Genomic DNA, 20,584 nt, shown 5'->3' on the forward strand with positions numbered 1-20,584 from the left:
TCTTCCTTACGGTGTCGGGGTCCAGCGTTCGGGGCGGCCGCCGAGTGAGTGGATGCTCCCGCGGTCGGCCAGAACGAGCAGGTGGGCATGGGTTTCGCGGACCGCGAGGCGGAGCAGGCGGTCGGACATGGATTCGAACGGACGCGACCACGAGATGTGTTGCGAGATCTCCCACGCCGTCGATTCGGGGCGCACGCCCAGAGCTTCGACGATCTCGGCGAAGCGTTCCTCGTGATGACCCATCAGCTGCCGGGCCCGGTCGGCGATCCCCCGGAAGCGGTACTCGTGGGCCGGCAGCACCTCACCGTCGGGCATCGACGTGGTGGCGTGCAGCGACAGCAGGTAGCGGTGCAGCGGGTTCTCCAGCTCGCCCGGGACCGTGGAGATATTGGGACTGATGCGGGGCAGCATGTGGTCGCCGCTGAACATCAGCCCGTGGGTGTCGTCGACGAAGGTCAGATGACCGGGAGTGTGCCCCGGGGTCCAGACCGCCCGCAGATCCCAGCCGGGCAGGTCCAGGGGAGTGCCGTCACCGAGCACGACGTCCATGGACTCGCCCGCCCCCAACCGAACGAGGTCGACGCGGGCGGCCGCGAGGATGTCGGTGGGGGCCCCGAGTTGGGCGAGCTGGGTGTTCCACAGTTTTTCGTCGTCGGCGGCGTCCTCCGGCGAATGGTGTCCGAGCAGTGCGGCATCCGCGCCGTGCATCGCGAGCGCGGCCCCGCTGACCTCCCGCAGCCGGGGCGCGAGACCGAAGTGGTCGGGATGGAGATGGGTGACGGCGGCGTACCGGACGTCGGTGACGTGGTGCCCGGTCTCGGCGATGCCGTCGACGAGGGCCCGCCACGACTCCTCGGAATCCCAGCCGACGTCGATCAGGGCGAGGCCGTCGGGCAGCGCGAGCGCGTAGATCAGGACGTAGCGCAACGGGTTTCGCGGCATCGGCACCGGGATCGACCACAGTCCGGGGCGCACCTGTTCGACCGGTGGCAGGACGCCGCGGGCCCACGCCTCGCGCTGGACGGTACCGACGTCTTCGGTGACGATCACGACGACACCGCCGTGGCTCTGAGACCTTCGCGCAGGGTGCGTTTGAGGATCTTGCCGCTCGCTCCGCGCGGAAGCTCGGCGACGTAGACGATCTCCCGCGGCTTCTTGTACGACGCGAGCCGGGCGGCGGTGAACGCGATCAGGTCCTGCTCGTCCGGCTGGTTCGACGGATCGACGAGCCGGACGACCGCCGTCACGGACTCACCCCACGTCCGGTGCGGCACGCCGACCACCGCCACCTCGGCCACCGCCGGATGCTCGGCGAGCACCGATTCGACCTCGATCGGGTACACGTTCTCGCCTCCGGTGATGATCATGTCCTTCACCCGGTCGGTGACGAACAGATAGCCCTCCTCGTCGATGTGCCCGGCGTCACCGGTGCGCAGGAAACCGTCGTGGGTGAGGAGTTGCGCGGTCTCATCCGGCCGTCGCCAGTAGCCCGCGACGTTGTTGCGTGAGCGGCACACGATCTCCCCGGACTCGCCCACCGGGAGCCGGGCACCGGTCACCACGTCCCGGATCTCGACCTCCACACCCGGCATGGGTTTCCCGGCGGAACGCAGCAGGTGAGCGCGGTGCCCGGACGGGTCGTGGTCCTCGACGGCGAGCGCGGTGACCGAGCCCGTCGTCTCCGTCATTCCGTAGCGCTGCACGAATCCGCAGCCGAGGCGATCGATCGCTCGCCGGAGCAGAGTGGTGGTGATCGGCGCCGAACCGTACGCGACCAGTTCGAGGCTCGACACGTCGTAGCGGTCGAGGTCGGGCACGTCGAGGAGCATTTGAATGGTCGACGGAACCAGGAAGGCATGGGTGATCCGGTGCCGTTCGACGAGTTCGGCGACCTGCCCGGCGTCGAACGCGCCGAGCAGCACCACGTGGACGCCGGCCGACAGACCGGTGCTCAACCAGCCGGCCCCCGCGATGTGGAACAGCGGCATGGCATCGAGGGCCACCGAGCCCGGCTTCCAACGGTAGATCAGCAGGCCCTCCGGCTCGTTGTGCAGGTTGCGATGCGTCGCCACCACGCCCTTCGGGAAGCCTGTCGTGCCCGATGTGTAGAGCTGCAGCACCTCGGCGTCGGGGCCGTCCCCGAGACCCGGATCGGTGGCGGTGCCCGACGTGACCAGCCGGTCCCACGTCCAGGTCCCAGGCGGAAGAACGTCGCCGCCGGCAGCGTCGACGACCACCACGACCACACTCGGGAGCGCGTCGCGGACGGCGTCCGCGGCGGCAGCGAATTCGGATTCGACGATCAGCACCTGGAGCTCGGCATCGACCGCGATCGCGGCGGCCTCGGCGGCGGGGAGGCGCCAGTTGAGCGGGACGAACACCAGCCCCGATTTGGCGGCGGCCACGAACGTCTCGACACCCTCGGTGCGCATCCGGAGCAGTGCCCCGACCCGGCCGCCGTCGGATGTCAACGCCGACAGCGCGGTTGCGATCCGGTTGGTCCGCCAGTCGAGCTCCGCGTACGTCAGCGTGGTGTCACCACACGTCACTGCCGGTGCTCCGGGCCGTTCTACGGCATGGTGCCGTACGCGCTGGGGAAGATGCAGACCGCTCACATCACGCTCCTCGATGACTCGTCGACGCCGCCGGGGAACCGGGTGACGCGTGCTGCCAGTCGACCACCCGCGTGAGTCGGGAAACAAAGTCACAGAGCCGAACGGACAGTGAGGAATCGCCTATGGATGCCAGGCCGGGCGGCCTCGCGGCGTTTGTAGACTGGCGTGATGGCCGCCACCCCCGCCCTGAACCCCGAGGACGTTCAGCGTGCTGCGGCGGCACTGCACACCCCCGACATCGACGGCTGGGCCAACCGGTTCGAACTGCTGTCGGACGGTAACCGCCTGCGCCTGCTGCTGTGCCTGCATCATGCCCCCGACATCTGCGTCGGCGACCTGGCGGCGGCACTCGACATGACCGGCACCGCCGTCTCGCACGCGCTGCGACTGCTCCGCAACCAGGGGTGGGTGTCGGCGACGCGGGACGGTCGCTCGATGCGGTACCGGCTCACCGACGACACCGTGCACGAATTGCTGCACACGATCGGGGCCACTCACTATCACAATCACACGGGAGCCGAAGAAGAAAGGTGAATCCCGACATGGAGAACGACCCCGGACTGCTGCCGCTCGACGGCATCACCGTCGTGGCACTCGAGCAGGCCGTGGCCGCTCCGCTCGCCACCCGCCATCTGGCGGACATGGGTGCGCGGGTAATCAAGATCGAGCGCGTCGGCGAGGGCGACTTCGCCCGCAACTACGACGACGCGGTGTTCGGGCAGGCCTCGCATTTCGTGTGGCTGAACCGGTCGAAGGAGTCGCTCGGCGTCGACCTGAAGTCCGAGGTGGGTCGGGACACCGTCGCGAAGCTGATCGCGAAGGCCGACGTCTTCATCCAGAATCTCGCCCCCGACGCCGCCGATCGCCTGGGGTTCGGCGCCGACGAGTTGCGCGCCGACCACGAGGAACTGATCGTCGTGAACATGTCCGGCTACGGGTCGGCGGGGCCACGGCGCGAACGCAAGGCGTACGACATGCTGGTCCAGGCCGAAACGGGGATGATCTCGGTGACCGGCACCCCCGACACCGCGACCAAGACGGGTGTCCCGGTCTCCGACATCGCGGCGGGAATGTACGCGATGACGTCCGTCCTCGGGGCCCTCTTCCGGCGGTCACGAACCGGGGTGGGGGCGCGGATCGACGTGTCGATGTTCGACGCGACCGCGGAGTGGCTGGGCCATCCGATGTACATGAAGATGTACGCCGACAAGCAGATCCCGCGCGTCGGGCTCGGTCATGCGGCGATCGTCCCGTACGATTCGTACCCCACCCTCGACGGGCAGATCCTCATCGGTGTCCAGAACGACCGCGGGTGGCGGCAACTGGTGACCGACGTGTTCAAACGACCCGAACTCGCCGACCATCCCCGGTTCGCGACCAACATGCTGCGCGTGCAGCACCGGGCCGAGGTGGACGCACTCGTCGCCGAGGAGACTCAACGTTTCACGAGCGCGGCTCTCGACCAGGCGCTCGCGGACTCCGGAATCCCGGCGGCGGAACTCAACGACATGGGCGGGCTGATCGAGCATCCGCAGCTGAGTCAGCGCGACCGCTGGCGTGACATCGGAACCGAGGCCGGGCCGATCAGGGCGATGCTGCCCCCGATGACGTTCTCCGACGTGGAGATGCGGATGGGCGACGTGCCCGCACTCGGCGCGCACACCGATCGGATCCTCGGTGAACTGGGCTGGTCGGCGGAAGATGTCGCGACGATGCGAAGCCAGGGCGTCGTCGGCTGACGACGCGCCGCAGCCCCGGCCCGAGTGAGGCCGGGGCTACAGCTCGCTCTTCGCTCAGGGTGTGGCGAAGAACTGCTCTACGGCCGGCTGTGCGTTGGGATTACCCACACCGATGCCGATGACTGCGCCGGCGATGGTGCCGACCACTGCGCCGACGATGCAGCCGGCGATGAAGTTGGGGAAGATCGACACGCACCCGATGGCCATGCCCACGTTGGAACCGATCGCCATGCCCTGCAGGCCAGCGTTGTTCCAGCCGGTATTGATCTCGTTGGTCATCTTGTCGAAGGCGTCCTGCTTCACATCGTTCTCCGGGAAGAACTGTTCGGCCACCTGGCTGCTGCCGCCGTCGGCTGCCGGCGTCATCAGCGGCTGCGACCAGTCGATTCCCTGAGGTGCGGGATCGGCATACGCAGTGCCCGCCCCGACGGCCATCGCGGAGACGACGAATATGGACAATGCCAGAGTTTTCAAGAGTTTCATGGAAATTCCCACCATGTCGTAGGACGAACACGGCCCCCACCTGCGTGCACCGAACATCGTTGTGCGTGGACCATATTCGCTGGAAAACCGGAACGGCTACATGCATATGTGGGTGCGCGGTGATGCTCCCCGTGTGCGAACTAACCCATAGCCCTCCCGAAATCGTCTTCGGAGTCGGACGGAAAGCCCCGCTACGGGGTTCCGAGGAATTCGTAAACCGCTGGTGGCGCAGCGGGGTTCGCGTTGCTGATACCCGTGACGGCGCCGATCGCTGCGCCTACCGCGGCACCGGGGAGGCACCCGCCGAGGATGAGGAAGATGCAGCCGGCGACGAATCCGATACCTGCGCCGATCGCGGTCGCGGTCCCGCCGCCGTTGTCCCAGCCGATCTGCAGCTGTTCGACCATGTTGTTGTATGCCGAATCCCTGTCGACCGGGGTGAGGGCGAGTGTTCCCGCGACGGGTGTCGTCGTGGGTGTCAGGTTCAGGAACCGGCCGCCGTCGGTGATGAGCGGATCGATCGCGAACACCACACCGGCGATCGAGTAGCGCAGTGGGATCGTGCCCACCGGGGTTCCCGAATCGTTGACGATGTCCACGGCGGCGGCCGTCCTCGACAGCGTGAAGAGTCCCGCGTCGAGCGCGGTGCCGACCGACCGGCCGTCGGGGCTCAGGCTGGTGTGTGAGATGACGGCCTGGTCGGCGGGAGTGGGGGCGGCGTACGCGGTACCCATTCCGACACACAGGGTGGCGATCAGCAGCGCTGCCGGTGCTGTCACTCTATGCAGTTTCATGGTGTTTCCCATGCGTAGTAGCGGATGACAAACGACAAATCTGGTTCGACCTGGCGCTTCACAGTTGCCCCGACCGGCGAAAGCGTCCGTAACCTGCCTACTGCAGACATCTTCCCCCTTCGGATGCCTCAGTTTTCGGCCTTTCCGCAAAATACGTGCGTATCGGGGTGCCGGTGCTGGGATTACACCGTGAGCCGGTAGAACCGGAAGAACCCGAAATCCTCGATGGGCAGGACGTCCATGGTGCCGAAACCGGCCGCCTCGGCGTAGCCGCGCAATGTGCTCGGGCGCATGACCGTTCCGGTGCCCGCACTGGGCGTGTGGTTCATGCCGTCGGGAAGGCACACGGTGAGACTGAATCCGTACATCAGACGCTCGATGTCGCTTCCCGGCGCGGAGAACTCGTCGTCGACCGCCTCGTCCATCACGATCATCGCGCCACCGGGGACCAGAGCCTTGCGAACCGCGGACAGCACGTCGACGGGCGCGGGCATGTCGTGGATGCATTCGAACGCGAACGCCGCGGTGTAGCTGCCCTCGGGAATCCCTGCCGCATCCGAGTCGGTGATCGTGATCCGATCGGCCACATCCGGGTGCTCCCGCACATTGGACCTCGCGAGTTCGACGGTCGCGGTGTCGATGTCGTAGCCGTGGAGCCTGGCGTCCGGGTAGGCGCGCGCGAGCGCGATCGTGGACCAGGCGCCGCCGCATCCGACGTCGGCGATGGCGGCACCGGGCGTCCGCAGCAGTGCGTCCACTTCGGGAACCGACGCCAACGCACCGGGGAGAACCTGCTCGTACCACGGCCGATTCATATCGGCCTGCGACTCACGGGCATCCGCGCCGTACTGCGCCCATCCCACACCGCCGCCCGTGCGGTACGCCTCCAGCAACGCGGGCATCTGCGTGGTCGCGGCGACGAAGATCCGCGCCATCGGTGCAAGATAGTTGAGACTCTGCTCGTCGGTGAGCACTTCGGCGGCGCCGGCCGGAAGCGTGAACTTCCGCGGCTCCGAATCGTCGACCGTGAGAAGTCCCGACACGGCCTGCTGTTCGAGCCACTCCCGCGCGTATCGCGGGTGGGTCGAGGTGCGTTCCGCCAGTTGGTCCGCGGTCGCCGGACCGTCCGACGCGAGACTGCGGTACCAGCCGAGGCGGTCGCCCAGATGGACGGCGAGGAGGTCGATCGCCCCGAGCGATGCGTCGAAAATGCGCTGCGACACGGCCCCGGCGTCGGCTTCGGGTATGGACATCGCGGACCTCCGGTGGGAGTGCGGGGCGAAGCTTCGTCTCCCCATCGTGAGCTACCTGATCGGCGGTGTCACGGATCGTTCGCCGGGCGAATGAGGGTCGGTCGCGGGAAGCCGGAAGCCCCAGGGCAACTCGAGGCGATGCTCGGCGAGCAGCGCGGGGTCGCCGAGCAGTTCCAGGATCGGACCGTCGGCCACCAGGTGTCCCTCGTCGAGGATCACGGCGCGCGTGCACAACTGGGCGGCGTACGGCAGGTCGTGCGTGACGAGCAGTTGCGTGGTGTCGATGTCCAGGAGGACGTCGGCCAGTTCGCGTCGGGCGACGGGGTCGAGATTGCTCGACGGCTCGTCCAGCACGAGGACGTCCGGCGCGCACGCGAGGACCGTCGCCAGCGCCACGCGCCGGCGCTGCCCCACCGAGAGGTGCGCGGGATTGCGATCGGAATGTGCCGTCATGTCCACGGCCGCCAGCGCGTCGTGCACCCGCTCGTCGAGCGCGGTCCCGGTGACCCCGAAGTTGACCGGACCGAACGCGACGTCCTGCGCGACGGTGGGCATGAACAACTGGTCGTCGGGGTCCTGGAAGACGATGCCGACGCGGCGCCGGACGTCGCGCAACGTGTCCCGGGACGCCCCCCGCGACAGCGTCAGCCCGCCCACGGTGACACTGCCCTCGGTGGCCGTCAGAATGCCGTTGAGGTGCAACATCAGTGTGGTCTTCCCGGCGCCGTTCGGACCGAGGACGGCCACCCGCTCGCCGGGTTCCACCGTGAGGTCGATGCGGTGGAGCGCTGCCCTGCCGTCCGGATACGCGAACGAGACGCGCTCGAGATGCACGGCCGCGGTCATCGGAGCACCCACGCCGTGACACAGATCCCCACCGCGCATACGGCGGGCACGAGCCCCGCCCGCCACATCGCAGCGGTCGCCGGGGGCGCCCCGATCGTGGGAACCGAACCCGTGAATCCCCGCGACAGCATGGCCAGGTGGACGCGCTCGCCGCGCTCGTAGGAACGCACGAACAATCCGCCGACGCCCTTGGCGGTGGCGCCGATCTGCCGGAACGTCCGGGGGTCGTCGCCGCGGGAGAGCCGGGCGGTGCGCATCCGCTCGACCTCGGCGGTGAGCAGGTCGAGGTAGCGCAGCATCAGGACCACGATCGTCGTGAGCATCGCGGGCACGCGCAGCCGCGCCAGACCCAGCGGCAGGTCCCGGGCCGGCGTCGTCGCGGCGAGCGTCAGCGAGACCAGGACACCGAGAGTGCCCTTCACGAGAATGCCCCAGGCCGCATAGAGGCCCGCGACCGACAGCGACAGTCCGAGGACGGTGACACGGGCGCCGCCTTCGGCGAACGGCAGGAGAAGCGCGAGCGTCACGAACGGCAACTCGATCAGCATCCGCGGTCCGATCCACGTGAGTGCGATGCCGGCGATCCGCCAGATCACGATCAGGATCGCGAGGTACCCGGCGAACGCCCAGAACGCCTCGCGTGGTGTCGCGACGACCGCGAAGACGAAGACGACGGCGCAGACGATCTCGACCTCGGCGGGCAGCCGGTGCAGGGGGGACGTGCCGTCGAGGTACAGCGGATGGGCGTGACCGGCTCCCACGGTCAGGGGCTCGTTCGGTTCCGCCGCGCGCGGGCGAGGACCCAGAACAGGCCACCCGCGACGACGAATGTCGCGGTCGCGCCGATCACGCCGGCGACCCCGGTGAGATGCGACCGGCCGCCCACCGTGTAGTCGGCGAGCGGCGAGTCCGACAACGGATGGGCGGACGCGTGCTGGGCGATGCAGTCACCCACGAGCGTCTCCCCGGTATCGGTTTCCACGGTCTCGCACCCGCGCGTCGTCGCGGCATCCAGCCCGTCCGGACTCGAGCTGGCGAGGTAGGAGACCGCGCCGGCGACGAGCAGAGCCACCAGCGCGAAGCCGAGGAGGAATCGGCGAAGCGAGACCGGCGACGAGGTGCTCATGCCCGCACCTCGACTCGTCGGGGTGCCGTCCGCAGCAGGTACACGAGGTCGGGGCGCGCCTTTGCCACGGCCGTCACGGTGACGGCGGTGATGAGGCCCTCGCCGATGCCGATCAGCACGTGCGCCCCGAGCATGTAGGCCGCCACCGCGCCCAGCGAAGTCGAGTCTCCGGATGTCGCATGACCGCCGATCGCGTACTCGAGCACGAAGCCCGTCGACGCCGCCACCGTTCCGCACAGGGCCGCGGTGAACGCGAGCCCGCCGAGGCCGTGAAAACGCAGTCGCTCGGGCCGCACGACGAGCGGACGCAGGGTCACCGCGACGCCGTAGCCGACCACCACCCCGATGATCGCCATGTTGGTGATGTTCGCTCCCAGCGCTGTCAGCCCACCGTCGGCGAACAGCAGGGCCTGCACGATCAGCACGATCGAGACGCAGAGCATGCCGGTGTAGGGGCCGACGAGGATGGCGGCCAGCGCGCCACCGAGGAGGTGCCCGCTCACCCCGGGAAGGATCGGGAAGTTGGCCATCTGGACCGCGAAGATGAAGGCCGCCACGAGACCGGCCATCGGGGCGGTGCGTTCGTCGAGTTCCGAGCGCGCGCGCCATGCGGCGATCGACAGTCCCACCACCGCGACGCCGACGAACAGCAGTGAGGTCGGCGCATTGATCAGGCCGTCGCTCATGTGCATTGCCACGGGTTCCACGGCGTCTCCTCCGGCCGGCAGCTGATCCTTCGAAGTCTAGTTTCTCGTATGAACACTTGAACAGGTGTTCATGGGTACTGGAAAGCGTGCGGAGGGTCTCCGCGGATCCCGGGTCAGTGCCAGGTGTGGTCGACGAGCGCCGTGCGGGGCCCGAACTTGGGTTTGACCGCCTGTCCGCTCACCTCCAGCAGTCGCACGGCGCGATGGCGGTGTGGCTGGAGCGGGGCCAGGTACTCCACCATCTCGGCGTCGTCGAGGGGCTTGCCGAGCAGCGACCACCCCACCATCGCGGCCAGGTGATAGTCGCCGACCGACAGGGCGTCGGGGTCGCCGAGCGCACGCTGCGATACCTCGGCCGCCGTCCAGATCCCGACGCCGGGGACGGACATCAGCCGTCGATTCGCGTCCTCGCGGGGGAGGTCGACGATCTTCTCGAGCCGGTCGGCGACCTGCGCGCAGCGGACGATCGTGCGGGACCGGTTGGGGTCGACATTGGCCCGGTGGAATTCCCAGGACGGAACTCGCCGCCACACGTCCGCGGTCGGGGGCAGCCGCATCCCGTCCGGGGCGGGACCGGGCGCGGGATCGCCGAACTTCCACACGAGACGCCGCCACGACGCGAACGCGGCGAGGCCGTGCACACGCTGCTCGAGGATCGCGGGAACGAGGGCCTCCATCACCCGGTCGGTGCGGCCGAGGCGCAGGTGCGGGAATCGGCGGTGGGCCTCGACGAGGATCGGATGGTCGGGAGCGAAGTCCACGCAGTCGTCGTGGTCGCCGACGAGGCGGCCCAGTCCGGCGGAAAGCTCGTGGGCACCCGCACCCCACGCCTGACAGCGCACCGAGTGGCGGTCGATCTGGGTGAGGCGATACGTGACCGGGCCCGACCTCTGCACCGACGTCCGCCAGATCGAGCCGTCGGCCGTCCGGCGGTGGCAGGGGTCGCCCTTACCACGTTGCAGCGGCTGCAACGACATGGCGACGTCCAGGGGACGCCGCGCGGTCACGGTGGTCTCGACCACCTCCAGCGAAACCGTCATCGAATGCAGCGTATCCACTCCGAAGGCGACCGCTACCGGCGGCTGTCGGAGCGCGCACGTAAAGTCCCAGCCATGATCATCGTGAGCACCGACGGATCCTGCCTCCGCAACCCCGGTGGGGCGATCGGCTGGGCATGGGTCAATCACGAGGGTCCCAGCCAATCGGGTGGCGAACCCTCCGGGACAAATCAGATCGCTGAGCTGCGGGCCCTGCTCGAAGCGATCACCGCGCATCCCGGGGCCGATCCGCTGCTGATCGAGTCCGATTCCCAGTACGCCATCAAGTGCGCGTCGGAGTGGCTGCCCGGTTGGAAGCGCAAGGGCTGGAGGACGGCGGGTGGCGCTCCCGTCAAGAACCTCGCGCTGGTGCAGTCCATCGACCGGGCCATCAGCGAACGCCCCGGGCCCGTGCGTTTCCGCTGGGTTCGTGGCCACGTCGGCAACCACTACAACGAGATGGCCGACGTCCTCGCCGGCGAAGCGGCTCGTGCCGTCGCCTCCGGTGCGCTCGCGCCGGCGCCGGTCTCTGCCCCTGCCCCTGCCCCCGCGCCTGCACCGGCAGCAGTCGCGCCGTCCACCCCCGAGGCCGAGGACGCGTTCACGCTGTTCTGAGCGGCCCCTGTTCTGATCAGCCGGGGTTCTGCGTCCGGCACTGCGTCGAGGAGAAGACTGTTGTCCGAGGATCTGCGGGTGCAGGAGTTCTGGCGTGCGCTGGGGCTGCCCGGCATCATCGACGTCCACACCCACTTCATGCCCGCAAACGTGATGGAGAAGGTGTGGGGATACTTCGACGCAGTCGGTCCCCTCACCGGACGTGAGTGGCCCATCCACTACCGGCACGAAGAGGATGTCCGCGTCGAACACCTCCGCGGGTTCGGTGTCAGGCGGTTCACGTCGATGATCTATCCGCACAAGCCGGAGATGGCCGCGTGGCTGAACCAGTGGTCGGTCGAGTTCGCCGAACAGACCCCCGACTGTCTGCGGACGTCCACGTTCTACCCGGAGGAGTCCGCGGCCACGTATGTCGCGGAGGCGGTCGAGTCGGGCACGCGCGTCTTCAAGTCCCACATTCAGGTGGGCGATTACTCGCCGAACGATCCGCTCCTCGACCCCGTGTGGGGTGTGCTGCAGGAGTCCGGTGTCCCGGTGGTCATCCATTGCGGGTCGGGGCCGGCGCCCGGCACCTACACGGGCCCCGGCCCGATCGCCGAGTTGCTGTCGCGATACCCGAGGCTGCACCTGATCATCGCCCACATGGGTCTGCCGGAATACCGGGAATTCCTGGACTTGGCCGATCAGTACAGCAACGTGTATCTCGACACCACGATGACGTTCACGGACTACACCGAAGCGGCCACACCGTTTCCGCGCGACCAGGTGCACCGGTTGTCGGATCTGCAGGAACGCATCGTGTTCGGCAGCGACTTCCCCAACATCCCGTATCCCTACCTCGACGCACTCGAGGGACTCACCCGATTCGACCTGGGCGAGCCGTGGCTGCGAGCGGTGTGCCACGACAACGCGGCGCGGCTCTTCGCGATCGACTGACGACCGGGTACGGTGTCGCGTCGATCCGGTTCCGTGTCACCGTCATTCGCCCGCCGACCAGTCGGCGCCGCTCTCGCCCGGACGCAGGGTGCCGAACGTCCACTCGAAGCCCTCCAGGTCGAGGACCCGGCAGCGGTAATTACCCCATTCGGTGCTCGAGGGCTCCCAGACCGAGGTCGCGCCGGCCTCGACGGCTGCGGCGTAGACCTCGTCGACCTCGCTGTCGGTGCTGACGCTGAGATACGTGCCGTGCCCGACGGTCTCGCCCCGGAGCACCGGCCGGGCGGTTCTCTGTAGCGGTCATGGGGCGACGATACGAACTATCGAGGTCAGCCACGGTCCGCAATGTCCGTAGCCCCGGAATGTCGGTCGGCGCAGACCCCGCTGACCGAGCTACCTTGCGCTAGAAAGGATTCCACCAGTTGATGAACGCGATGTACAGATTGGTCGGGAAGAAGAACTCCCAGTCCAACCCCATGTGCGGCAGGTCGGGCAGTATGCCGATCATGATCCCGTCCCGTTGTTCGTCAGGGCGGCCAACAGGTGCAGCAGGTTGGCAATCGGTGGTGGGAGAATATCGATGTCCACCCAGTTCATGAGACGTCTCCTCGGTTCGTCCCGACCTGCCTGGCGTATCGACCGCGGCGTGATTTGCGTTACCTCAGTCGTGCCGCACGGACAGCGGGCGGTAGTGCCACGATCTCTTGCGGCTTCGTCGCCTACGGATTCCCGCTCACGCGTTATGGGCGTTGCGTGAGCTCCTCGACGAGCCAACCGTTCCGATTCCCAGACGGATTCGCACCGTTCGCACTATCTCATTGAGCAGCATGGGGATCGGGTCGAATGTTACGACGAGCACGATCGCGTCTTTCGGACCGAGGGTGGCTCGCATCCAGTCGTCGACGGAGTCTTGATGTGATGTGGGCCGTTCGGCCCGAAGCCCGTTCTCCGTGTGTTCGTAGGCATTCTTGATGATCAGAGTGGCCGGGTCGAGTCGATCGAGCTGGCCAAGATATCCCGCTGTGTCCGTCGCGATGCGCAGGACACGGTGTGGGATCACGGAGGAGGTGGGCGAGGGAAAGGCCTTACCGGGTCCACCCGCGCCCGCCGACCACGCGCCGTAAACGAGCGGATTGGCGGTCCGCATGACCGCGTACAGCCTGCGCGGCGCCGATTCCACGATGGCGCTCCGCAACAGTTCCCGCCAGATTGCGCTCGAGAGCCCGGACCCCTTGGTCCTTCTCTCGCGCTGGGCATGAGTCGACAGTGAACGGTCACAGGTCGATGGTGAGTTGGGCGGAGTTCGCGCGGTCGGTGCAGATGAGCATTGTGTCTGGTTCATCGAGGAACGCCGATCGTCCGGGGCGGTCGACGTCACCGGAGACGACCCGCACTCGGCATGTGCCGCAGAATCCTTGCCGGCACGAGTACGGCACATCGGGCATCGCATCTCGCACGGCGGCGAGGGCCGATGTGTCCGCGGAGACGTGGACAGATTCTGCGGTGCGCGCCAGACGAATCTCGAACGGCTGACCACCGACGACCGGTTCGGGGCTGAACCTCTCGAAATGCAGTCCGGCCGCACCGGTGTGGTCGAACTCGGTCCGAATATCGGCAAGGAGCCCGGGCGGTCCGCAGAAATAGACCGACGTGCGCGGACCGGCCTGTGCCAGCAGCTCGGCAACCGTGCGGCGTGGACCGGTAAGGATCCGGACCCGATCGGAGTCGAGTTCGCCGATCTCGTCGAGAAATGCCATGGTCGCGGTGTCACGGCCGAGATAGGTCAGGTGCCAATCGACACCCGATGCCGCCGCCGCGCGCATCATCGGCAGAATCGCGGTGATACCAATGCCTGCGGCGACGAACACCACACGGGAGATGTCGGCTCGGGCCAGGTGCGGGTATGCGAAGGGGAAGGCGTTACGGGGACCACCCGCGGTGACCTGGGCGCTGATGGGGAGCCGGTCGTGGATCTCGATCGATGCGCCGCCACCGTCGGGGATGCGACGGATCGCGATCCGGTAGCTTCGCCGATCGATGTGATCGCCGCACAGCGAGTACTGACGGACCTTCCCCGACGGCAGTGTCAGGTCGATGTGTGCGCCCGGATGCCACTGCGGAAGTGCCGACCCGTCCGCGGATTCCAGACGCAGGCTGAGCACCCCGTCGGCCTCGAGGCGCGTGTCAGCCACGACGAGGCGCAGCACCCGATCGACCGGAGTGGGTTCGATGATCCGCACTCGGCTGGACACGGCGGCGTAACCACGGACCACGAACTGTAGGCCGGACATCAGCCGGTCGGGTTTGTTCGGTCGGCGCAGCGACGGGGGGACCGGTGGGGGACGGAATTGGGTCATGAGCGGACTCCAGATCGGGCGAGGTGCTGATCAGGCTGCGGCACGGGCCGCAGGTGAGGAGGCGAGGTAGGCGACTGCCTGGCTGGTCGAGCCGTACCGGGACGGGTGGTAGCCGGGTCGGAAGTACTCGACGATCATCCGTGCCAGGCTCCAAGGGCTCGGAAACAGACCCTTCCGCCAGGCCCGCCGAACATCACGAAACCGGATACGCCGGTCGCCCTCGTCGAGGTCGGGATCAACGGACATCAGGAATCGGAGGCCCCGGCCCAACAGGATCGCAAATGTCGGCGCGGCGATCAGCCACGTACGTGCCCTGCGCAGGTAGCCGCCGTCGAGGTGGGTGAAGAGGTCGAACGCGACATGGCGATGTTCGACCTCCTCGGCCAGGTGCCAGCGGAGCAGGTCGAGCACCCGCGGGTCGAGGGCATCGTCCCAGGCATGGGCGTTGAGTCCCCAGTCCCCGAGGTAGGAGGTGAAGTGTTCGAGGGCGGCGACGATGGCAACCCGTTCGAGGAGCCAGGAATGGGCTTTGCGCCCGGTAAGGTCACGGTCGCTGAGGAGGCGGCGGAACATCCACTGGATCTGCGCTACGTACGAATCTGTGTGCAGTCCTTGGGTATTCAGATGATCGAGCAGCGACTGGTGCGACGACGAGTGAGTGGCTTCCTGGCCGATGAACCCGATCACGTCCGCACGGACGGCGTCGTCCTTGATCAGCGGCAGTGCCTGCTGGAAGACGTCGACGAAGAACACCTCGCCTTCGGGCAGGAGCATGTTCATCCCGTTCACGACGTGCGTGGCGACGGGGTCGGCGTCGAGGTAGTGCATCGGCAGCCCGGTCCAGTCCCAGGACACGTTTCGGGCGGCGATGGCGACCTTGTCGGAGTCGGTGTGTGCGGTCATCGTGGTTCTCCGTTCGAGTTGGTGGTCTCCGGTTCGTGCTCGCCGACGAAGGACCGCACGAGATCGGCGATCGCAGTCGGGTTGAACAGGGGTATCCAGTGCCCGCCGTCGACTGAATGAACTCGTGAATCAACTGCCCAGCGACCGATGTCGACTTGGCTCGCCGGGGTGATGAAGATGTCCCGCCGTGGAGCCAGAACCTGAACGGGCACATCGGTAGTGCGCTCTTGCGGGCGTAACAGGCGCGGCAGCAAGTTTGCGGTGTAAATCCTCAGCGCGCCGCGATTGTCGTGGGCGCGGTGTGCCGAGACATCAGCGGGACGGACTCCGGTTTCGAAGTGCGAGGCCAGAGCAATCGTGCTGTCGACCAAGCCCAGCCGGCACGCCAGCGGTGCGACCCAGGGGATCTGGAAGAACCCCATGTACAGCGGCGACTTCCACTGCCCCAAAAGGTCTTTCCAGCCCCGGGGGCCCGCTGCAAGCCGGGACCGAATCCAGTAGGGCACGTGATCGAGACACGGCCCGGAGATCGAGGTCAGCGACGCGATGCGATGGCGCTGCGCCGGATCGGTGGCGGCATGCCAGGCCTGCACCGAGCCCCAATCGTGCCCGGCAAGATGCACCGGCCGCCCCGGCGAGACCGCGTCGACGACCCGGCCGATGTCGTCTGCCAGCTGGTCGAGGCGATAGTCGCTGATTCGTCTCGGGCGCCCGGACGCTCCCGAACCCCGCACGTCGAATGTCACCACGCGCAACGTCGACGCGAGTTCGCCCGCCACCCCGTCCCAGACCCGGTGATCATCGGGAAACCCGTGCACGCACAACACCGTCGGCGCGTCCGGGTTCCCCCGCTCGTGTACCGCCAGCTGCACCCCGTCCGAGGCGTCGACGAACCGGGTCGTCAGGACGCCCTCGCCGTCACCCGCGGGTGTTCCTCTCGACAGCCGAGGTTTCGTAGGGTGCACGGCGCGATGAGACGACCGATTCAATGGTGTCATGCGAAGCCCTTCATGGATGTGGCGGCGGTGGACCCGGGTGAGCATCGGTCCGTGTGGTCAGCGGCCGGTGAAGACGGCGTCGCGTCGGTCGATCAACGATTGGATGCCTTCGGCACCGTCGGCGGAACCGAACAGGCGGGCGACGTCGGGTCCGAGTTGGGAGATAGCGGCGTCGTCGCCGAGCCGGCGGGCGCGGTGCGCGCTGGCGAGGACGGCGCCTACTCCGAGAGGCGCGGCCTTGCCGGCGATGGTGTGCGCGATCTGGCGTGCCCGGTCGACGGGGTTGTCGGCGATCTCTTGGATGAGGCCGATGCGGTGGGCTTCGGCGGCGTCGAATTCGTCGCCGGTGAGCATCCAGCGCATGGCGTTGCCCCAGCCGGTTTCGCGGGGGAAGCGCAGGGTGGCGCCGCCGAACGGGTAGATGCCACGGCGGACCTCGAGTTGACTGAACCGGGTACCGGCCGCAGCGACGCGAATGTCAGCGGCGAGCAGTAGTTCGATGCCCAGGGTCATGACCCAGCCGTGGGCTGCAGCGACGATCGGTGTCGTCCAGTCGCCGTCCAGTCGCCAGGGGTCGCGTCCATCGGCGGGGTACGGAGTTTCACCGGCCGCGATGGCAGGGGCGACGTCGACGAGGTCGAGCCCGCCGGTGAAGTGCTCACCGTGGGCGAACAGGACGCCGCAGCGCAGTTCGGGGTCGGATTCGAGCAGGGCATACGCACGGGACAGATCGCCGAGCATGGCGCGGTTGAACGCGTTGCGTTTGTTGGGCCGGTCCAATCCGATCAGCAGGACGTGTCCGTCGCGTTCGAGCGTGATCGTGTCGGGTTGCGCGGTGTCGGTCATCGGGATCCTTGTCGTTCGTCGGCGAGGTTGCGATTGAACGTGATTCGGACAGAAATCGGTGCGCTCTGCAACGCGCGGAAGGTAGCGGCAGTCAACGCGGCGAAAGCGGGATGGGACGCGAAGGTGCGTGTGCGGGCTTCGATATCGTCGCCGGGCTCCAATCGCGCGGTACCGGTGCGCCAGCGGGCGCCGTGCCGGATCCGCACATTCGGGTCGGCGGTGATGTTTGCCGCCCATCCGGATCGCGTGCCGTGTTGCGAGATCAACCAGGCACCGGTGTCGTCAAAGGCTGCGGCGACCGGGACACGACGGAATTGGCCGGTCTTGCGTCCGATCGTTTCGAGTTCGGTGGCGAGCGTGGTGCCGATCCCGATGCGATTGAGCGCACGCACGGTGGGGTTGGCGACGTAGCGTCCCACCAGGCGCTCGACACGGAACTTGCGGCGGGCCCGCTCCTCGGGGGGTGGCGTCATCGTGTCTTCCTCTCGAAGTTTCCGGGAGTCAGCCGTGTTTTTTGCGGGAGACGCGCATGGTGATGCACGTGCGTACTGCGACGGTGCCGTCGGTCGTGAGTACCTCCACCGGGACTTCCAGGTCGACCGGATCGTCACCGAATGCGGGAACCTCATCTATCACCGCGACGGCGCGCATCTCAGTGGCCGCTTTCGCCAGATACTCGACGGTCATGCCCACAGGGATCCATCGGTGCGTCGCCGGAACAGTGACGTCAGTCATCATGCCCGCCGCCAGTTCTGCCATGTTGCACGAAGCGATGGCATGGAATGTTCCGAGATGGTTGCGTGAGCCGCGTCGATTCGGGGCCCGCACTTCGCAGCGCGCCGGCTCGAGGATCGAGATTTCGGGATGAATCGTCCCGAAGTAGGGGGCCTTGAAGCAGACACCCGCGGTGAAGAGCTGCTTGCCCAGAGGCAGCTGCCGCATCGTGTTCCATAGTCTGAGATTCGCGCTCGTCGTCGAACCAGTCGAATGTCCTTGTACCGTTGGGTTATTCATTGATACAACCTGTTCTCTCTGTTCGCTTTGCCGAGTCGGGCATGTCTTGGCCGGACCTGTGGGAGATCCGTGAGTTCGGAGCAGTCGGGCCATCCAGAATTCATCCGGCCCAGTTCATGACTGCCTACGGATTGCATGACGCCTCACGACACGGCGCCGGGTGGGCGAGTGCACCGTCGGGAAGTAGGTGTGAATCCTAGTTACGTGTTTCAGGTAACCATAGTAGAATGATCGTGCTACTGCAAGGATTGTTCGCTCAACGCAAGGATGGATGCCCATGACGCCGAGTCCACGCGAACGCCTCATCGCCGGCACGATCGCGCTCGTGCGGGAGCGCGGCGTCGCCGGCACCGGAATCACCGATCTGCTGGCGCGTAGCGACACGGCGCGGCGGTCCATCTATCAGAACTTCCCCCGCGGGAAGGCGGAACTCATCGAGGAATCCACCCGGGTGGCCGGCCAGCTGATGAGTTCGATCATCGCCGAGTTCACCGCGTCCGACAGTCCCACCGACAGCCTCGTTGCCTTCATCCAAATGTGGAAAGACACGCTGGAGGCCAGCGACTTCACCGCCGGATGCCCGATCGTCGCTGCGGCCCTCGGCGGCCCCGAGGCGCCGTTGGCGCCCGCCGTTGCTGCCCAGGTATTCGACAACTGGGCGAATCTGCTCGCCGAGCAACTCGAGCGCGCGGGGGTTGGTGAGTCTGCCGCCAGGTCGCTTGCTACCACCGCAGTGTGCGCGATCGAGGGCGCCGCCATCCTCGCCATCTCGTCGCGGTCGGTGCGCCCGCTCGACCAGGTCGGCGTACACCTCGCCGAGATCGTGTCCCTTCATCTGGGCGACAGTCGCCCGTAGCGGCGGTCCGGGCTCCACTTCGCTGTACGCACGTGGAGATCATCGGGAACAACAGTTCGAGTGGACTTGCAACGAATCCGGAATTTGCTGGTAATCGGCATCTTTGACATATCGCGCCCCGTGCCGTGTGTGCCCTCGGCAGGATTCGAACCTGCGACCTACCCTTTAGGAGAGGGTTGCTCTATCCCCTGAGCTACGAAGGCGCGGTGCACGCGCGGGGCGCACACCGAGGTGAGTGTAGCGGGAATGGTGGTGCGCTCGCGATGGGGAGGGCATGGTTGTCGCAGATGTTCTGGAAGCGACGACGGAACGGGAGACGCACATGTCCGAGATCGACTTGACCGACCTCGCTGCGCGGCACGACGGTTCGCTGAACTTGCACGGTTATCTGGCGAGGCCGTCCGGTGAGGGTCCGTGGCCGGGTGTGGTGATGGTGCACGAAGCGTTCGGCTTGGACGATGTAATGCGTCGGCAGGCCGACAGGCTGGCGACGGCAGGGTTTCTGACTCTGGCGCCGGATTTGTTCAGTGCGGGCGGTGCGCGACGCTGTCTGGTGTCGACGATGCGGGCGATGCTCTCGGGGAAGGGGCGGGCGTACGGCGACATCGAGGCGGCCCGTCAGTGGTTGTCCGGTTCGTCGGACTGCACGGGGAAGCTCGGTGTCATCGGGTTCTGCATGGGCGGCGGGTTCGCGCTGATGGCCCTGCGCACGGGGTTCGACGCGGCGGCCCCGAACTACGGGGTCCTGCCGCGCGACCTCGAGGCGGCGGTGGCGGGTGCGTGCCCGGTGGTCGCCAGTTACGGCGGGAAGGACTTCGCTCTGCGGAACGCGGCGGCCAAGTTGGAGGCGGCGCTGACGAAGGCCGGCGTGGCTCACGATGTGAAGGAGTACCCCACCGCGGGTCACGCGTTCTTGAACGACGAACTGGCCGGACCGAAGGTGCTGCGCCCCCTGGTGAAGGTCACGGGGATGGTGCCCGACCCGGAAGCCGCCGCCGACGCGTGGAAGCGGATCGACGGTTTCTTCGGGGAGCACCTGCGTTGATCAATGGATGTACTGGCGGGCGCTCGAGGTGGCGCGTCGGTAGTCGAGTCCGCATGCCCGGACGACCTGCCCGAGACTGAGGTAGCCCTCGATGCTGGTGGCTTTCGCGAATTTGCCGTCGGCCCGCACCGTGACCGTGACGCTGGACGCGACCGAATCGACCCGGGCGAGCTCGTACTCGTCGACGCCGTCGGCGGCCTGAGCCACGCAGGTGACTGCGCCCTGGGCGTACGCGATCTCGATCAGGTCCTCGATCATGTGCAGGCTCCTCGCCTCGAAGTAACGAACTGAGGTTAGCCTTAGCTACTCGGCTCCTGTCAAGTCCCGCGACGCGGAATACCGTCCTCGACCGCCGTCCGCGAGCGGTCCCGGCGTAACGTGACCCACGCTTTCGGACGGTGACAGCAAGGACTG

Annotated in this window: 25 protein-coding genes and 1 tRNA gene; 6 read left to right on the forward strand and 20 right to left on the reverse strand. The window is 67.3% G+C overall.

Annotated features, from left to right (window positions below):
* Positions 1–6: 6 nt before the first annotated feature.
* Entirely contained in the window at positions 7–1,050 is a 1,044-nt protein-coding gene (locus ACFWAY_RS08385) for an MBL fold metallo-hydrolase (RefSeq protein WP_378510422.1), read from the reverse strand.
* On the reverse strand, positions 1,047–2,615 hold the full coding sequence (locus tag ACFWAY_RS08390; RefSeq protein WP_378510423.1) for a long-chain-fatty-acid--CoA ligase: 1,569 nt from the start codon (positions 2,613–2,615) through the stop codon (positions 1,047–1,049). The genes ACFWAY_RS08385 and ACFWAY_RS08390 overlap by 4 nt, the downstream gene beginning before the upstream one ends.
* A 168-nt stretch (positions 2,616–2,783) precedes the next feature.
* On the opposite strand from ACFWAY_RS08390, the gene ACFWAY_RS08395 reads away from it, so the two are divergent.
* Both ACFWAY_RS08395 and ACFWAY_RS08400 read left to right on the forward strand, forming a co-directional pair.
* Entirely contained in the window at positions 2,784–3,149 is a 366-nt protein-coding gene (locus ACFWAY_RS08395; protein ID WP_005251569.1) for a helix-turn-helix transcriptional regulator, read from the forward strand.
* Positions 3,146–4,354, forward strand: coding sequence for a CaiB/BaiF CoA transferase family protein (locus tag ACFWAY_RS08400; RefSeq protein WP_378457135.1), 1,209 nt, complete (start codon positions 3,146–3,148; stop codon positions 4,352–4,354). Before ACFWAY_RS08395 ends, ACFWAY_RS08400 begins: the two co-directional genes overlap by 4 nt.
* Positions 4,355–4,408: 54 nt before the next feature.
* On the opposite strand, the gene ACFWAY_RS08405 is transcribed toward ACFWAY_RS08400, so the two are convergent.
* The 8 genes from ACFWAY_RS08405 to ACFWAY_RS08440 form a co-directional block, all read right to left on the reverse strand.
* The gene (locus tag ACFWAY_RS08405; RefSeq protein WP_378457134.1) at positions 4,409–4,837 is read right to left on the reverse strand and encodes a hypothetical protein; all 429 of its coding nucleotides are present in this window, start codon (positions 4,835–4,837) and stop codon (positions 4,409–4,411) included.
* A gap of 191 nt (positions 4,838–5,028) precedes the next feature.
* The gene (locus ACFWAY_RS08410) at positions 5,029–5,631 is read right to left on the reverse strand and encodes a hypothetical protein (protein WP_378457133.1); all 603 of its coding nucleotides are present in this window, start codon (positions 5,629–5,631) and stop codon (positions 5,029–5,031) included.
* 182 nt (positions 5,632–5,813) lie between these two features.
* Entirely contained in the window at positions 5,814–6,884 is a 1,071-nt protein-coding gene (locus ACFWAY_RS08415; RefSeq protein ID WP_378457132.1) for a class I SAM-dependent methyltransferase, read from the reverse strand.
* A gap of 51 nt (positions 6,885–6,935) precedes the next feature.
* On the reverse strand, positions 6,936–7,730 hold the full coding sequence (locus ACFWAY_RS08420) for an energy-coupling factor ABC transporter ATP-binding protein (RefSeq protein ID WP_378457131.1): 795 nt from the start codon (positions 7,728–7,730) through the stop codon (positions 6,936–6,938).
* Positions 7,727–8,491 carry a cobalt ECF transporter T component CbiQ gene (gene cbiQ / locus ACFWAY_RS08425; RefSeq protein WP_378510424.1) on the reverse strand — a complete coding sequence of 255 codons (765 nt, stop codon included), beginning with the start codon at positions 8,489–8,491 and terminating at the stop codon, positions 7,727–7,729. Before cbiQ ends, ACFWAY_RS08420 begins: the two co-directional genes overlap by 4 nt.
* Before the next feature lie 2 nt (positions 8,492–8,493).
* Positions 8,494–8,856: a PDGLE domain-containing protein gene (locus ACFWAY_RS08430; RefSeq protein ID WP_378510425.1), complete on the reverse strand. Its 363-nt coding sequence runs from the start codon at positions 8,854–8,856 to the stop codon at positions 8,494–8,496.
* Entirely contained in the window at positions 8,853–9,548 is a 696-nt protein-coding gene (locus tag ACFWAY_RS08435; protein ID WP_378510490.1) for an energy-coupling factor ABC transporter permease, read from the reverse strand. Before ACFWAY_RS08435 ends, ACFWAY_RS08430 begins: the two co-directional genes overlap by 4 nt.
* 128 nt (positions 9,549–9,676) lie before the next feature.
* Positions 9,677–10,603: a DNA-3-methyladenine glycosylase family protein gene (locus tag ACFWAY_RS08440; protein WP_378510426.1), complete on the reverse strand. Its 927-nt coding sequence runs from the start codon at positions 10,601–10,603 to the stop codon at positions 9,677–9,679.
* Between the two features lie 72 nt (positions 10,604–10,675).
* Between ACFWAY_RS08440 and ACFWAY_RS08445 the strand changes: the two genes are divergently transcribed.
* Positions 10,676–11,215, forward strand: a complete 540-nt coding sequence (locus tag ACFWAY_RS08445; RefSeq protein ID WP_378510427.1) for a ribonuclease H — start codon at positions 10,676–10,678, stop codon at positions 11,213–11,215.
* Positions 11,216–11,275: 60 nt separating this feature from the next.
* A complete protein-coding gene (locus ACFWAY_RS08450) occupies positions 11,276–12,151 on the forward strand; it encodes an amidohydrolase family protein (RefSeq protein ID WP_378451741.1) in 876 nt (291 codons plus the stop codon).
* A gap of 42 nt (positions 12,152–12,193) precedes the next feature.
* Here ACFWAY_RS08450 and ACFWAY_RS08455 read toward each other — a convergent pair whose 3' ends face one another.
* From ACFWAY_RS08455 to ACFWAY_RS08490, 8 genes are all read right to left on the reverse strand, one after another.
* A complete protein-coding gene (locus ACFWAY_RS08455) occupies positions 12,194–12,427 on the reverse strand; it encodes a hypothetical protein (protein WP_378451742.1) in 234 nt (77 codons plus the stop codon).
* A 457-nt stretch (positions 12,428–12,884) separates the two neighbouring features.
* Entirely contained in the window at positions 12,885–13,331 is a 447-nt protein-coding gene (locus ACFWAY_RS08460; protein WP_378510428.1) for a hypothetical protein, read from the reverse strand.
* Positions 13,332–13,425: 94 nt separating this feature from the next.
* Positions 13,426–14,508, reverse strand: coding sequence for a PDR/VanB family oxidoreductase (locus ACFWAY_RS08465; protein ID WP_378510429.1), 1,083 nt, complete (start codon positions 14,506–14,508; stop codon positions 13,426–13,428).
* A gap of 30 nt (positions 14,509–14,538) precedes the next feature.
* Positions 14,539–15,411, reverse strand: coding sequence for a metal-dependent hydrolase (locus ACFWAY_RS08470; RefSeq protein ID WP_378510430.1), 873 nt, complete (start codon positions 15,409–15,411; stop codon positions 14,539–14,541).
* A complete protein-coding gene (locus ACFWAY_RS08475; RefSeq protein WP_378451746.1) occupies positions 15,408–16,376 on the reverse strand; it encodes an alpha/beta fold hydrolase in 969 nt (322 codons plus the stop codon). The genes ACFWAY_RS08470 and ACFWAY_RS08475 overlap by 4 nt, the downstream gene beginning before the upstream one ends.
* 90 nt (positions 16,377–16,466) lie before the next feature.
* On the reverse strand, positions 16,467–17,255 hold the full coding sequence (locus ACFWAY_RS08480) for a crotonase/enoyl-CoA hydratase family protein (protein WP_378451747.1): 789 nt from the start codon (positions 17,253–17,255) through the stop codon (positions 16,467–16,469).
* Complete coding sequence (locus ACFWAY_RS08485) at positions 17,252–17,728, reverse strand: nitroreductase family deazaflavin-dependent oxidoreductase (protein WP_378510431.1); 477 nt, start codon at positions 17,726–17,728, stop codon at positions 17,252–17,254. Before ACFWAY_RS08485 ends, ACFWAY_RS08480 begins: the two co-directional genes overlap by 4 nt.
* 28 nt (positions 17,729–17,756) lie before the next feature.
* Complete coding sequence (locus ACFWAY_RS08490; protein ID WP_378510432.1) at positions 17,757–18,197, reverse strand: hotdog fold domain-containing protein; 441 nt, start codon at positions 18,195–18,197, stop codon at positions 17,757–17,759.
* 349 nt (positions 18,198–18,546) lie between these two features.
* Between ACFWAY_RS08490 and ACFWAY_RS08495 the strand changes: the two genes are divergently transcribed.
* The gene (locus ACFWAY_RS08495) at positions 18,547–19,125 is read left to right on the forward strand and encodes a TetR/AcrR family transcriptional regulator (RefSeq protein ID WP_378510433.1); all 579 of its coding nucleotides are present in this window, start codon (positions 18,547–18,549) and stop codon (positions 19,123–19,125) included.
* 130 nt (positions 19,126–19,255) lie between these two features.
* On the opposite strand, the gene ACFWAY_RS08500 is transcribed toward ACFWAY_RS08495, so the two are convergent.
* A tRNA-Arg gene (locus ACFWAY_RS08500) sits at positions 19,256–19,328 on the reverse strand.
* 71 nt (positions 19,329–19,399) lie between these two features.
* Between ACFWAY_RS08500 and ACFWAY_RS08505 the strand changes: the two genes are divergently transcribed.
* Positions 19,400–20,170, forward strand: coding sequence for a dienelactone hydrolase family protein (locus tag ACFWAY_RS08505; RefSeq protein ID WP_378510434.1), 771 nt, complete (start codon positions 19,400–19,402; stop codon positions 20,168–20,170).
* Here the strand turns inward: ACFWAY_RS08505 and ACFWAY_RS08510 are convergent, their stop codons facing one another.
* The gene (locus ACFWAY_RS08510; protein WP_378510435.1) at positions 20,171–20,428 is read right to left on the reverse strand and encodes a hypothetical protein; all 258 of its coding nucleotides are present in this window, start codon (positions 20,426–20,428) and stop codon (positions 20,171–20,173) included.
* Positions 20,429–20,584: the final 156 nt, after the last annotated feature.

It is taken from the genome of Rhodococcus sp. NPDC059968, assembly GCF_042738615.1.
In the GTDB taxonomy this organism is placed as follows: domain Bacteria; phylum Actinomycetota; class Actinomycetes; order Mycobacteriales; family Mycobacteriaceae; genus Rhodococcus_F.

What these genes read in the sequence shown, in the direction of transcription:
- ACFWAY_RS08415 (WP_378457132.1), bottom strand. Translation starts at nt 6,884, where the DNA reads ATGTCCATACCCGAAGCCGACGCCGGGGCCGTGTCGCAGCGCATTTTC.
- ACFWAY_RS08485 (WP_378510431.1), bottom strand. Translation starts at nt 17,728, where the DNA reads ATGACGCCACCCCCCGAGGAGCGGGCCCGCCGCAAGTTCCGTGTCGAG.
- ACFWAY_RS08445 (WP_378510427.1), top strand. Translation starts at nt 10,676, where the DNA reads ATGATCATCGTGAGCACCGACGGATCCTGCCTCCGCAACCCCGGTGGG.
- ACFWAY_RS08495 (WP_378510433.1), top strand. Translation starts at nt 18,547, where the DNA reads ATGACGCCGAGTCCACGCGAACGCCTCATCGCCGGCACGATCGCGCTC.
- ACFWAY_RS08435 (WP_378510490.1), bottom strand. Translation starts at nt 9,548, where the DNA reads ATGCACATGAGCGACGGCCTGATCAATGCGCCGACCTCACTGCTGTTC.
- ACFWAY_RS08505 (WP_378510434.1), top strand. Translation starts at nt 19,400, where the DNA reads ATGGTTGTCGCAGATGTTCTGGAAGCGACGACGGAACGGGAGACGCAC.
- ACFWAY_RS08430 (WP_378510425.1), bottom strand. Translation starts at nt 8,856, where the DNA reads ATGAGCACCTCGTCGCCGGTCTCGCTTCGCCGATTCCTCCTCGGCTTC.
- ACFWAY_RS08440 (WP_378510426.1), bottom strand. Translation starts at nt 10,603, where the DNA reads ATGACGGTTTCGCTGGAGGTGGTCGAGACCACCGTGACCGCGCGGCGT.
- ACFWAY_RS08465 (WP_378510429.1), bottom strand. Translation starts at nt 14,508, where the DNA reads ATGACCCAATTCCGTCCCCCACCGGTCCCCCCGTCGCTGCGCCGACCG.
- ACFWAY_RS08420 (WP_378457131.1), bottom strand. Translation starts at nt 7,730, where the DNA reads ATGACCGCGGCCGTGCATCTCGAGCGCGTCTCGTTCGCGTATCCGGAC.
- ACFWAY_RS08405 (WP_378457134.1), bottom strand. Translation starts at nt 4,837, where the DNA reads ATGAAACTCTTGAAAACTCTGGCATTGTCCATATTCGTCGTCTCCGCG.
- ACFWAY_RS08395 (WP_005251569.1), top strand. Translation starts at nt 2,784, where the DNA reads ATGGCCGCCACCCCCGCCCTGAACCCCGAGGACGTTCAGCGTGCTGCG.
- ACFWAY_RS08470 (WP_378510430.1), bottom strand. Translation starts at nt 15,411, where the DNA reads ATGACCGCACACACCGACTCCGACAAGGTCGCCATCGCCGCCCGAAAC.
- ACFWAY_RS08490 (WP_378510432.1), bottom strand. Translation starts at nt 18,197, where the DNA reads ATGCGGCAGCTGCCTCTGGGCAAGCAGCTCTTCACCGCGGGTGTCTGC.
- ACFWAY_RS08510 (WP_378510435.1), bottom strand. Translation starts at nt 20,428, where the DNA reads ATGATCGAGGACCTGATCGAGATCGCGTACGCCCAGGGCGCAGTCACC.
- ACFWAY_RS08410 (WP_378457133.1), bottom strand. Translation starts at nt 5,631, where the DNA reads ATGAAACTGCATAGAGTGACAGCACCGGCAGCGCTGCTGATCGCCACC.
- ACFWAY_RS08480 (WP_378451747.1), bottom strand. Translation starts at nt 17,255, where the DNA reads ATGACCGACACCGCGCAACCCGACACGATCACGCTCGAACGCGACGGA.